The organism is Streptomyces toyocaensis (assembly GCF_000725125.1).
Taxonomy (GTDB): Bacteria; Actinomycetota; Actinomycetes; order Streptomycetales; family Streptomycetaceae; genus Streptomyces; species Streptomyces toyocaensis.
Genome location: NZ_JFCB01000049.1, coordinates 1 through 11,781, shown reverse-complemented (window position 1 = coordinate 11,781; position 11,781 = coordinate 1). Strand labels below are relative to the sequence as shown.

Here is an 11,781-nt window from a genome sequence, read left to right as displayed (position 1 = left end):
GAGTGGGGCAGATGACGAACGAGGGCACCGGCACCGGTGAGGTCGCCGTACGGGTCCGGGCCGACGGGAACATGGACGAGGGGGCGCTCGCCTACCTGCGGGAGAAGATCGGCGCCGTGCTCGGCCGTCCCGGGCTCCCGCCCGTCAGCGGGGAGGTCCGCGTGACCAGGGCCGCGGCGGCCCACGTCGCGCTCCCCTGGTTCGCCGGGGCCGAGATCCAGGTGGGCGACGACCTCGTCGTCGTGCACGCCCGCGAGGCGAGCGCGCGGGAACTCGCCGACCGTCTGCAGGACCGGCTGCGCAGCCGTACGGAACGCTCGGCGCACCGCCGGGTCGAGGCGCGCAGGACGGCCGCGCCGCCGCCGTGGCGCGGCGGCCCGCGGCCTCAGCAGCGCCAGGGCGCCGGAGGAAGGTGAACGGCCGCGGCACCACGTGCCGCGGGACGGGCGGACGGCCCGGGGCAGCCGCCCCGGGCCGTCCGCCGTGGCGGGGCGGCGCCGGCGCCCGGGTACGGCGGGCCCGGGCGGGCGGCCGCCCGGCCCTCCCGGTCCGGGACCGACGGTCCGGGAAGGGGACCTTCGGCGCCTGCGCGGCACAACCCACGCGGGGGACAGTTGAGTTGAGAGCGGCGCCGGCCACCCGCGGCGCCGCCTCCCCACCCGCGGCCGTACGTCATGACGGCCCCTCACCCTGGAGGCGTACTCCGCATGAGCCGACACGACGAAGGAACCACGGCCCCGGCGCCCACCGGCGCGCCGTCCGACAGCGCCGTCGCCGTGGACCGTCTGGTGACGGCCGCCCTCAAGGCACTCGACGACTACGAGGCCCTCACCCAGGACCAGGTGGACCACATCGTGAAGAAGGCCTCCGTCGCCGCGCTGGAACAGCACACCCTGCTGGCCCGTCTGGCGGTGGAGGAGACCGGGCGCGGCCTCTTCGAGGACAAGGCGGCGAAGAACATCTTCGCCTGCGAGCACGTCACGCACAGCATGGGCCACATGAAGACCGTCGGTGTCATCGCGCGCGACGACATCGAGGACATCGTGGAGATGGCGGAACCCGTCGGCGTGGTCTGCGCGGTCACACCGGTGACCAACCCGACCTCCACCACCGTCTTCAAGGCGCTCATGGCGCTGAAGACCCGCAACCCGGTCGTGTTCGCCTTTCACCCCTCGGCGCAGCGCTGCAGCGCCGAGGCGGCCCGGATCGTGCGGGACGCCGCCGTCGCCGCGGGTGCTCCGGAACACTGCGTCCAGTGGATCGACACCCCGTCGGTCGAGGCGACCGGCGCCCTGATGCGCCACCCGGGCGTCTCGCTGATCCTGGCCACCGGGGGCAACGCCATGGTGAAGGCCGCCTATTCGGCCGGCAAGCCCGCCCTCGGTGTGGGCGCCGGCAACGTCCCCGCCTACGTGCACCGGAGCGCGGAGCTGCGACGGGCCGTCAACGACCTGGTGCTGTCCAAGTCGTTCGACAACGGCATGATCTGCGCCTCCGAGCAGGCCGTGATCCTGGACGACGAGATCTACGACGCGGCCCTGGCCGAGTTCCGCGTCCTGCACGCCCACCTGGCCACCGCCGAGGAGAAGGCCAAGCTGGAGACGTTCCTGTTCCCCGCCTCCGGCGCCGCGGGCGGCGGCTGCGAGCCCAAGGTCAACGCGGCCGCCGTCGGGCAGAGCCCGGCGTGGATCGCCGAGCAGGCCGGGTTCTCCGTCCCGGCGGACACGTCCGTCATCCTGGTGGAGGCCGAACGGGTCGGTCCCGACGAGCCGTTGACGCGCGAGAAGCTCTGCCCCGTGCTGGCCGTGCTGCGCGCCGGGGACACCCGGCGCGGTTTCGACCTGGCCGCCGACATGGTCGCCTTCCACGGCCAGGGACACAGCGCCGTCATCCACACCGAGGACCGCGAGGTCGCGGAGGAGTACGGAAAGCGCATGAAGACCGTGCGGATCATCGTCAACGCCCCGTCCTCGCAGGGGGCCATCGGCGGCATCTACAACAACCTGCTGCCGTCGCTGACGCTGGGCTGCGGCTCGTGGGGCAGCACCTCGGTGTCCAACAACGTCTCCGCCGCCCAACTGCTCAACGTCAAGCGGGTGTCCACCCGCCGCAACAACCTGCAGTGGTTCAAGGTGCCGCCGAAGATCTACTTCGAGCCGCAGGCCATCCGCTACCTGGCGTCCATGCCGGACGTGCACCGCGTCACCGTGGTCACCGACGCGACGATGACCCGCCTCGGCTTCGTCGACCGTGTCACCCGCGTCCTGCAGCGGCGCCGGGAGCCCGTGACCGTGCAGGTCATCGACAACGTCGAGCCCGAGCCGAGCATCGACTCGGTGCAGCGGGGCGCGGACCTGATGCGGGACTTCCGCCCGGACACGATCATCGCGCTGGGCGGCGGTTCCCCCATGGACGCGGCCAAGGTGATGTGGCTGCTGTACGAGCAGCCCGACATCGACTTCGCGGACATGCGGCAGAAGTTCTTCGACATCCGCAAGCGCGCCTTCCGCTTCCCCACGCTGGGCGCCCTCGCCCGGCTGGTCTGCGTCCCGACGACCTCGGGCACCGGCGCCGAGGTAACCCCGTTCGCGGTCATCTCCGACCCCGCCACCGGCAAGAAGTACCCGCTGGCCGACTACGCGCTCACCCCCAGCGTGGCGATCGTCGACCCCTTGCTGACGACCGGGCTGCCGCCGGCCCTGGCCGCCGACAGCGGCTTCGACGCCCTCACCCACGCCATCGAGGCGTACGTGTCCGTCTACGCCAACGACTTCACCGACGGCCTGGCCCTGCACGCCGTCCGCCTGATCTTCGACAACATCGAGACGGCGGTGAACGACCGCGACGGGTCGCCGAAGGCGCGGGAGAAGATGCACAACGCCGGCACCATCGCGGGCATGGCCTTCGGCAACGCCTTCCTCGGCATCGTCCACGCCATGTCCCACACCCTGGGCGCGACCTTCCGCGTCGCGCACGGCCGCACCAACGCGGTCCTGCTGCCGCACGTCATCCGTTACAACGGCACCGTCCCCACGAAGCTCACGGGCTGGCCCAAGTACGAGAACTACCGGGCCCCCGAGCGCTTCCAGGACATCGCGCGCACCCTCGGGCTCCCCGCCGCGACACCCCAGGAGGGCGTGGAGTCGCTGGCCGCCGCCGTCGAACGGCTGCGCGCGGCCGTGGGCATCGAGCCGACGTTCCGGGCGCTCGGCGTCGACGAGGTGGCCTTCCTCGACGCGCTGCCGCAGCAGGCCCTCAACGCCTACGAGGACCAGTGCGCGCCCGCCAACCCCAGGATGCCCATGCTCGACGACATGCGGGAGCTGATGCGCGCGGCCTACTACGGCTGAACGCGGCCTCCCGCCCGCGGGCGGGAGCCGGCCGGGGGCCGTCGGACGCCCGCCCGGGGTCCGCCGGCCCACGCCCCGGGCACCGGGCCGGGGTCACGACGGAGGTACGAGCCCTTGCGGGAGGTTGCCATGAACCACCTCGTCACCAGCCGGAGCATCGTGGTCGGCGTCGACGGGTCGGAGGCCTCGGCGGCGGCCCTGCGCTGGGCCGCCGAACAGGCCGCAGCGCTGCGCGCCGACGTCGTCGCCGTGCACGCGTGGGAAGCGACGGCACCGCGCGTCGCCCCGTACGCCCCGGTCTCCGTCCGGCCCACGCCCGCCCAGGAGCGGGACGCGGCGGCGCGGCTGCTCACGGAGACGTTGCGCCGGGCCCTCGGCCCCCGGACCGCCGGCGCGGTACGGGCCGAGCTGGTCGAGGGACAGGCCGTGCGGGTGCTCCTGAACCGGGCGCGCGGCGCCCTCATGCTGGCCCTGGGCCGCACGGTGCACGGACAGGGCGACGCGCCGGACGTCGGTCCGGTCGGCCGGGAGTGCCTGCGCCACGCGTCGGTCCCGGTGGTCGCGGTGCCCGCACCCGGCCCGGGGACGGTGCCGCCGCGCGCGGTCCCCCGACCGTCGTCCGCAGGTGGGGCCGAAGGGCCCTCGGACCAGGTCCGGGCGGCCCGTGGCGTCCCGCTCCGGCCGGGCGCACGCTGACATCAGGAGCCGCGCCGTCCGGGCCCGCACGGGACGCCGGCGCAGCGGCGGCTCCGACACCGCGCAGCACGACGAAAGGAGACGGGGCGATGACCACCACCACCCTGACCACGGCACTCCCGGCCGAGTACCGCGAGCGGCTGATGCGGCACGCCCGCGAGGTCTCCTTCGACGTGGGGACCCGCCTGTTCAACGAGGGCCGGCGCGCCGACCGGTTCTGGATCGTCCGTACCGGGACCGTCGCCCTCGACCTGCAGGTCCCCGGACGGCGGGCGGCCGTGATCGAGTCGCTGGGCCACGGAGAGCTGGTCGGCTGGTCCTGGCACTTCCCGCCCCGGGTGTGGCAGCTGGGCGCCGAGGCCACGAGCCCGGTGCGGGCCTGGGAGTTCGACGCGGACGCGGTGCGGGCGCTGTGCGAGGAGGACCCCGAGTTCGGCCGCGCGATCGCCGTGTGGGTCGGCCGTGTGGTCGCCGACCGCCTGCACGCCGCCCGTGTCCGGCTGCTCGACCTCTACGCCCCGTACGGCAGTGGGATGACCGGGGCGCGGTAGGCGGCCCGGCGGATTCCGCAGCAGGCCCGGACCGGTCACGACCGGTCCGGGCCTTCGCCTCACCGGAGCCGGCGCAGGTAGGGATCCTGGGGCTCGCGCGGCACCAGGCGGATCCGCGCGTCGAGCACCGTGACCCGGCCGGGTGTGGCGAGTACCGGGTTGAAGTCGGCCTCGGCGAGCTGGGGCAGGTCCTCCGCCATCCGGGACAGCCGCAGCAGCACCTGCTCCACGTCCTCCAGGTCGACGGGCGCGCCGCCCCCCGCTCCGAGGAGCAGCGGTGCGCAGCGCGGGGCGGTGATCAGGTCGTGGACGTCGTGGTCGGTGAGCGGGGCGAGGCGGGCGGCGTGGTCGGCGAGCACCTCCGTGGCCGTGCCGCCCAGGCCGAACAGGACGAGCGGGCCGAAGACGCCGTCCTGGACGACTCCGGCGAACAGCTCGGTGCCCCTTTCGGCGAGGGGCTGCACGACCACCCCGGTCATCTGCCCCGGGAACCGTGACGCGAGGTCCCGGTAGGCGGCGCGCACCTGTTCCTCGCCCCGCAGGTCGAGGTGGACCGCGTGCTGTGCGCTCTTGTGCACCAGGCCCGGCCAGTGGGCCTTCACGACGACCCGTCCGTCGGCACCGCGCAGCCGCCCGGCGGCGCGGACGGCCTCGTCCTCGGTGTCGGCCCACGCCCACGGCAGCTGCGGCACCGCGTAGCAGGCCAGCAGGTCGCCGCAGGTGCGCGGGTCGAGCCAGCCGCCGTCCGGACGGCCGGCCAGGAAGGCCGCGACGATCTCGCGGGCGCGCTCCGTGTCGGCGTCGGTGGCCGGGACCGTGCCGGCGGGCCTGCGCAGCCAGGCCGCCCGGCGGGCGGCGTGGGCGAGGGCCTGTGCCGCCGCCTGCGGATCGGCGTACGAGACAAGCGTGCCGCCGTCGGCCGCGGACAGCAGACGGACCGCCACGTCCTGCGCCGGCTGGACCAGAACGAGCGGGCACTCCCGCCGTCCGGCCTCCCGGGTGAGGGCACGGACCGGATCCTCGCCGGTGGCCTCGGCGACCGCGGTGGGGACCAGCGCGACGAGCACCGCGTCGGTCCCCGGGTCCTGCGTGAGCCGGTCGACGCACGCGCGCACCGCGTCCTCCGGCACGGCCGCCGTGGTGTCCACGGGATTGCCGGCGGACGCGCCGGCGGGCAGCACGGCGAGCAGGCCGTCGGCCAGTTCGGGGGTGAACTCCGGGACGGCGAGCCCCGCCTCGGCGCAGGCGTCGGCGGCCAGCACGCCCGCGCCGCCCGCGTTGGTGACGATCGCGACGCGGGTGCCCGCCGGGAGCGGCTGGGCGTGGAACAGCGCGGCGGTGGCGAGCAGTTCGCCGACGGAACGGGTGGCGGTGACACCGGCCTGGGTGAACAGGGCCTGCCGGGTCATGGTGCGGCCGGCGGCAGCCGCGGTGTGCGAGGCGGCGGCCCTGCGGCCCGCGTCGGTGCGCCCGGCGTCGACGGTGAGCACCGGCATGCGGCGGGTCACCCGCCGCGCGGTGCGGGAGAACGCCCGCGGGTTGCCGAAGGACTCCAGGTGCAGCAGGGCGAGGTCGGTGCGGCCGTCGCTCTCCCACCACTGCAGCATGTCGTTGCCGCTGACGTCGTACTTGTCGCCGAGGGAGGCGAACGTCGACACACCGATCCCCAGCCGGGACAGCCCGTCGAGCAGGGCGATGCCGACGCCGCCGGACTGCACGGCGACACCCGCGCTGCCGGGTGCGGGGTGGCCCGCGGCGAAGGTGGCGTCGAGACGCAGACCGGGCTCGGTGTTGGAGACGCCGAGGCAGTTCGGGCCGACCAGGCGCATGCCGTAGGCGCGGCAGGCGGTCAGCAGCGCCTGCGCCTGGAGGTGGTCGAGTCCGGCGGAGACGACCACGAGTGCCCGTACGCCGGCCCTGCCGGACTCCTCGGCGAGGGCCGGGACCGCGGGAGCGGGAGCGGCGATCACCACGAGGTCGGGGGTCCGGGGCAGGGAGCCGACCGAGGGGTGGGACGGCACGCCGAGGATCGCCGTGGCGTGGGGGTTCACCGCGAACAGACGGCCGGCGTATCCCCCGGCGCGGAGGTGGTGCAGCAGGGCGCGGCCGACCGATCCGGGCCTGCGTCCGGCGCCGGCGACGGCCACGGCCCGGGGCCGCAGCAGCGGGACGAGGCTGGCCACGTCGGCGGCCCGGCCCCGCGCCTCCACGGCGCTGAGGTAGCCGTCGTCCTGGTCGAGGGCGATCGTGCAGCGCACCTCGGTCCCCTCGAGGCGCCGGGTCACGTGCAGGCCGAGGTCGGTGAAGAGCCGCAGCACCTCACGGTTCTCACTCAGCGCGTCGGCCGTGAAGGTGGTGATGCCGTCCGCACGGGCCGCCGAGACCAGGTGCTCGACGAGCAGCGTGCCCACGCCCCGGTGGTGCCGTCCGTCGGCGACCGCGACGGAGATCTCCGCCGGGCCCTCCCCGCCCCCGGTGTCGTACTCCGCGAGGCCGATCACCCGTCCCCGCGCCTCGGCCAGCAGCGCCCGGTACCCGGGGCGCGCGGGGCCGCAGGCCCGGTCGGCGGCCATCCGGGCCGAGCGGCGGCTCACCGCGAAGAACCTCATGCGCAGGTTCTCCGGCGACATGTCGTCGTACAGCCCCTCGAGCCGGTCGTGGTCACCGGGCCGCACGGGGCGGATGCACACCGTCGTGCCGTCCGTGAGCAGAGCGTGAACGGGGGGTCGGCTGATCACGTCGTCCATCACGGGTCTCCTCCACGCCTCGCGCCCCTTCGAGGGTCCAGCGGTTCACGGCCGGGCGCCAGGGCTGTCCGGGCACTTCGGGGGCCGAACGGCCCCGGGCCCCGCCGAGGGCCGTACGGCCCCTGGTGCCGTCCCTTCCCCGGGTCCACGCTGGAACAGGACACGCCCCCTCGCGAGCCGTGCGGACGGGCGGGAAGGAGTTCCCATGAGTACCACGGCCGTCGACGTCCCCGTCCTGGAACGCATGATCGCCGCGGCCGCCGCCGCGCCCTCGGTCCACAACACCCAGCCCTGGCGCTTCCGGTTCGTCCCGGACACCCGCACGCTGGAGGTCCGGGCCGCCCCGGAGCGGGGTCTTCGGCACATCGACCCGGCCGGGCGCGCGCTCCACGTCTCGGTGGGGTGCGCCGTCCTCAATCTGCGGGTGGCGGTGGCCCACCACGGCTGGGAGCCCGTCACACGGCTGCTGCCGCACCCGGAGCGGCCGGACCTCCTCGCCACCGTGCGGCTCGCGCGCGCGGCCGGGGCGACCTCGCTCCCCGACCTGTACGAGGTCCTGTGGCACCGGCACAGCAGCCGGTTCCCGTTCTCCCGGCAGCCCCTGCCGCGGAGCCTGCTCGCGGAGTTCGGCGACGCCGCACACGCCGAGGGGGCCCTCCTGTGGTTCCCGGAGCCACCGGAGACGGCTCGGGTGCTCCAGGCCACCCGCGAAGCGGAGCACCGCAACACGGCGGACGCCGACCGCGCGGCGGAAAGCCGCCGCTGGGTGCGGGCCGCGGAACACTCACGCCTCGGCGTGCCGGCGGCGGCGCTGGGCGTCCAGGACGTCCGCGACCACGTGCCCACCCGCGACTTCGGCGCCCACCGGCATCCCTCGGTACTTCAAGCCCGCCCGTACGAGGCACGCCCGCTGATCGCCGTGCTGTGCACGCCGCACGACCGGCGCGCGGACTGGCTGCGCGCCGGTCAGGCACTGGAGCGCGTCCTGCTGACGGCCACCGCGCACGGCGTGCGTGCCTCGCTCCTGCACCAGGCACTGGAGTGGCCGGATCTGCGCCGGCACCTCCGGTCGCCTGCCGGGCGTCCGAGGGGCCACCCGCAGATGGTGCTCCGGCTCGGTTACGGCCCGCAGGGACCGCCCTCGCCGCGGCGCACCGCCCTCGACGTCCTGACGCGCGTGTGACGGATCCGCGAGGGCGGGCCCTCCTGTCCGCGGGAGCGGGCCCTCCCGTCCCTCCAGGAGGGGATCACCTCTCGGGGGCAGCGCCCGTCTCACGCACCGGGACGTGCCACACGAGCCGGGTACCGCCACCGTCACGGTCGCCGATCTCCATGTCGCCGCCCAGCTTCCTCGCCCGCTCCGCCATGTTGGCGAGACCGCTCCGGCGGCCGCCCGCCGGTATGCCCACACCGTTGTCGGTGACCGTGAGGCGCACCTCGTTGCCGTCGGTCTCCAGCACCGCCTCGGCGCGGTCGGCGTGCGCGTGGCGGGCGATGTTGGACAGGGACTCGGACAGCACGGCCACGAGATGGTCGGCGGTCTCCCTCGGGACGTGCGTGTCGAGCAGCCCCTCCATGCGCACGCTGGGCGCGAAGCCCAGCAGCGGGGCGGCCTCGCCGACGACCCGCACGGCACGGGCGCGCAGACCGGGGGCCGTGTCCTCGGAGCGGGAGCGCAGGCCGAAGATCGTCGACCGGATGATCTTGATGGTCTCGTCGAGGTCGTCCACGGCCCGCAGGACCCGGCCCGAGGCCTCCCGGTGCTCGATGAGGCGGCCCGCGCTCTGCAGCGTCATCCCCGTGGCGAACAACCGCTGGATGGCCAGGTCGTGCAGGTCCCGGGCGATCCGGTCGCGGTCCTCCAGCAGGGCCACCTGCTCGGCGTCCGCGCGGCGTTCGGCCAGCTCCATGGCGACGGCCGCCTGCGCGACGAAGTCCTGCAACGGCTCCCGCTCCTTCTCGGAGAACTCGGCCTTCTCCGCACTCCGGACGAGCAGCACCACGCCACGGGCGTTGTCCCCCGAGCCGATGGGCACGGCCACGGCCGGACCGAGCCCGGTGAACCGCGGCGGCCCCGCCGACACCCGTTCGTCGTGCGTGACGTCCGCGCTCGTCACCGGGTCGCCGCCGGCGAAGGCCCGCCCGACGAGGGTGCCCTCCACCGGCAGCACGAGCCCGCGGTACCGCTCCGCCTCCTCACCGTGCGCCAGTTCCACAGCGAGGGACGCGGTGTCCTTCACCGGTATCGCGACCACGGCCAGGGCCGCGTCGGTGATCTCCCGCGCCTGCTCCGCGATCAGCCCGAGGACGTCCGCCTGGGCGCCGCCGGACATCAGGCTCCGGGTGACCTCCGCGTTGGCCCGCAGCCAGCGCTCGCGCAGCCGGGACTCCTCGTACAGGCGGGCGTTGTCGATGGCCACGCCCGCGGCCACGGCGAGGGTGGACAGCACCGACTCGTCGTCCTCGTCGAACTCCGCACCGCCCCTCTTCTCCGTCAGGTAGAGGTTGCCGAAGACCTGGTCCCGCACCCTGATGGGAACGCCCAGGAAGGTGTTCATGGGCGGGTGGTGCGGCGGGAAGCCGTAGGAGGACTCGTGCTCCGCGAGCACCGGCAGACGCAGTGCCTCGGGGCGGTGGATCAGTTCCCCGAGAATGCCGTGCCCCTCGGGGTAGTCCCCGATGCGGCTGATCTGCTCGTCCGTGACACCGACGGTGTGGAAGGCCGACAGCCGCTTGCCGTCCGCGCCGATCACCCCCAGCGCGCCGTACTGCGCGTCCACCAGTGCCGTCGCCGCCTCGACGATGCTGTACAGCGCCTGCTTGAGTTCCAGTTCGCGGCCGACGGACAGCACCGCCTCGAGCAGGCTGTGCACCCGGTCCCGCGTCCCCCGGGCCGTGTCCAGGCGGGCCTGCAGCTCTCCCAGCAGCTCGTCCAGCTTGAGCTGCGGCAACTGCATGCGAGCCTGCTGTGCGTCCTCGGAGCGAGCCAACATGTTCCTCCAACCGTCCGGCGCGGAGCCGACCACCGTCCGCTCCTGCGCAACGGTAGCGTCCGGCAGGCGTGGAGGACACGGGAGCACCGCCCGGCGGCCATGTGGCCGGTCACACGTGGTGTGCCGCGGGACCGTGCCGGACACCCTCTAGGGCGGGCCGGGGCTCTGCGGGGGTCTCAGGGCGAGAAGGGCCAGGTCGTCGTGGCCGTCGCTCGGGTGCCCGTCGGCCAGCACCCGGCACAGCTCGTCGAGCGGCATGCCGATGTGGGCGGAGGCGAGGGCGGCGAGTTCGTCCATGCACGCGCCCAGGGGCCGGTACGGGTGCTCGACGAGGCCGTCGGTGAACAGCAGGACCGTGTCTCCCGCCCTCAGCGGATGGAGGTGGTCCGGCCGCGGCAGCGCCTCGTCGACGCCGAGGGGCAGGCCGGGTTCGGCATGGAGGTAGCGGGCGTGTCCGTCGGCGGTGATCACCAGGGGCGGGAGGTGGCCGGCGGTGGACCAGTGCAGGTGCCAGCCGCCGCCGATGGATTCGACGCGGGCGAGGCATGCGGTGGTGACCGGGGCCTCGGTGATGGCGTGCAGGGTGTGGTCGAGGCGGTGCAGGACCAGACTGGGCGGGGTGCGGCGGTCGTAGAGCAGGGCGCGCAGCATGTTCCGGATCTGCGCCATGGCCGCGGCGGCGGTGAGGTCGTGGCCCAGCACGTCGCCGATGATGGCCGCGCAGCTGCCGTCCGGGAGCAGCAGGGCGTCGTACCAGTCACCTCCGAGGTGGTGGCCCGGGGCGGTGGCGGGCCGGTAGACGGCGGCCGCCGAGAAGGGGGCGAGGTCGGGCAGCGTGGGGAGCAGCAGCCGCTGGAAGTGCTCGGCGGAGGCGCGGGTCTGCTCGAAGAGGCGGGCGTTCTCGATGGCGATGCCCGCCGCGCCCGCCAGCGCGGTCACCACGGCCTCGTCCTCGTCGTCGAACGGCCGGCCGTCGATACGGTCGCACAGGTAGAGGTTGCCGTAGATCCGCCCGCGCACGCTGATCGCCACCCCGAGCAGGGTGCGCATCGGGGGATGGCCCGCCGGGAAGCCGACGGAGTCCGGGTGAGCCGGCAGGTCCCGCACGCGCAGCGGCTCGGGATGTTCGATCAGGTGCCCCAGCAGGCCCCGGCCGTGCGGGAACTCGGAACCGGCGAGGTCCTCGTACTCCGTGTCGCTCAGGCCCAGCGGGATGAACTCCTCCAAGGCTGTCGCGTCGTCGTTGAGCACGCCCAGAGCGCCGTAGCGGGCGGCGACGAGTTCCATCGCGGTGCTGACGATGCGCCGGAGCACCACCGGCAGCTCCAGTTCCCGGCTGACGGACAGGACCGCGCTCAGCAGGCCCGACATGCGCCACCGTGCCCGGTCCGGGTGGTCCACCCGGCCGGCCGTGCGCTCGGGGTAGGTCTCCTCACCCGGGCGG

8 protein-coding genes are annotated in these 11,781 nt (G+C 74.6%); 5 read left to right on the top strand and 3 right to left on the bottom strand.

The genetic code is table 11. The features are described from left to right. The first annotated feature begins 11 nt into the window (after window positions 1-11). From BU52_RS30955 to BU52_RS30940, 4 genes are all read left to right on the top strand, one after another. The gene (locus BU52_RS30955) at window positions 12-416 is read left to right on the top strand and encodes a hypothetical protein (protein ID WP_037940793.1); all 405 of its coding nucleotides are present in this window, start codon (window positions 12-14) and stop codon (window positions 414-416) included. A 291-nt stretch (window positions 417-707) separates the two neighbouring features. Continuing rightward, window positions 708-3,350 (top strand): bifunctional acetaldehyde-CoA/alcohol dehydrogenase, encoded by a 2,643-nt coding sequence (adhE, locus tag BU52_RS30950; RefSeq protein WP_037940791.1) that lies wholly within the window; start codon window positions 708-710, stop codon window positions 3,348-3,350. 129 nt (window positions 3,351-3,479) lie between these two features. Continuing rightward, window positions 3,480-4,046, top strand: coding sequence for a universal stress protein (locus BU52_RS30945; RefSeq protein WP_051858733.1), 567 nt, complete (start codon window positions 3,480-3,482; stop codon window positions 4,044-4,046). Window positions 4,047-4,135: 89 nt separating this feature from the next. Continuing rightward, window positions 4,136-4,597 carry a Crp/Fnr family transcriptional regulator gene (locus BU52_RS30940; RefSeq protein WP_037940789.1) on the top strand — a complete coding sequence of 154 codons (462 nt, stop codon included), beginning with the start codon at window positions 4,136-4,138 and terminating at the stop codon, window positions 4,595-4,597. Between the two features lie 59 nt (window positions 4,598-4,656). Here BU52_RS30940 and BU52_RS30935 read toward each other — a convergent pair whose 3' ends face one another. Next, window positions 4,657-7,344: a bifunctional acetate--CoA ligase family protein/GNAT family N-acetyltransferase gene (locus BU52_RS30935; protein ID WP_407702082.1), complete on the bottom strand. Its 2,688-nt coding sequence runs from the start codon at window positions 7,342-7,344 to the stop codon at window positions 4,657-4,659. A gap of 205 nt (window positions 7,345-7,549) precedes the next feature. Here BU52_RS30935 and BU52_RS30930 point away from each other — a divergent pair, with 205 nt between their 5' ends. Next, window positions 7,550-8,527: an Acg family FMN-binding oxidoreductase gene (locus BU52_RS30930; protein WP_037940787.1), complete on the top strand. Its 978-nt coding sequence runs from the start codon at window positions 7,550-7,552 to the stop codon at window positions 8,525-8,527. A gap of 64 nt (window positions 8,528-8,591) precedes the next feature. Here BU52_RS30930 and BU52_RS30925 read toward each other — a convergent pair whose 3' ends face one another. Then, window positions 8,592-10,337 (bottom strand): sensor histidine kinase, encoded by a 1,746-nt coding sequence (locus BU52_RS30925; protein WP_037940823.1) that lies wholly within the window; start codon window positions 10,335-10,337, stop codon window positions 8,592-8,594. 147 nt (window positions 10,338-10,484) lie between these two features. After that, on the bottom strand, window positions 10,485-11,738 hold the full coding sequence (locus BU52_RS30920) for a PP2C family protein-serine/threonine phosphatase (protein ID WP_107061318.1): 1,254 nt from the start codon (window positions 11,736-11,738) through the stop codon (window positions 10,485-10,487). Between the last annotated feature and the right edge of the window lie 43 nt (window positions 11,739-11,781).

What these genes read in the sequence shown, in the direction of transcription:
- BU52_RS30955 (WP_037940793.1), top strand. Translation starts at nt 12, where the DNA reads ATGACGAACGAGGGCACCGGCACCGGTGAGGTCGCCGTACGGGTCCGG.
- adhE (WP_037940791.1), top strand. Translation starts at nt 708, where the DNA reads ATGAGCCGACACGACGAAGGAACCACGGCCCCGGCGCCCACCGGCGCG.
- BU52_RS30945 (WP_051858733.1), top strand. Translation starts at nt 3,480, where the DNA reads ATGAACCACCTCGTCACCAGCCGGAGCATCGTGGTCGGCGTCGACGGG.
- BU52_RS30940 (WP_037940789.1), top strand. Translation starts at nt 4,136, where the DNA reads ATGACCACCACCACCCTGACCACGGCACTCCCGGCCGAGTACCGCGAG.
- BU52_RS30935 (WP_407702082.1), bottom strand. Translation starts at nt 7,344, where the DNA reads ATGGACGACGTGATCAGCCGACCCCCCGTTCACGCTCTGCTCACGGAC.
- BU52_RS30930 (WP_037940787.1), top strand. Translation starts at nt 7,550, where the DNA reads ATGAGTACCACGGCCGTCGACGTCCCCGTCCTGGAACGCATGATCGCC.
- BU52_RS30925 (WP_037940823.1), bottom strand. Translation starts at nt 10,337, where the DNA reads ATGTTGGCTCGCTCCGAGGACGCACAGCAGGCTCGCATGCAGTTGCCG.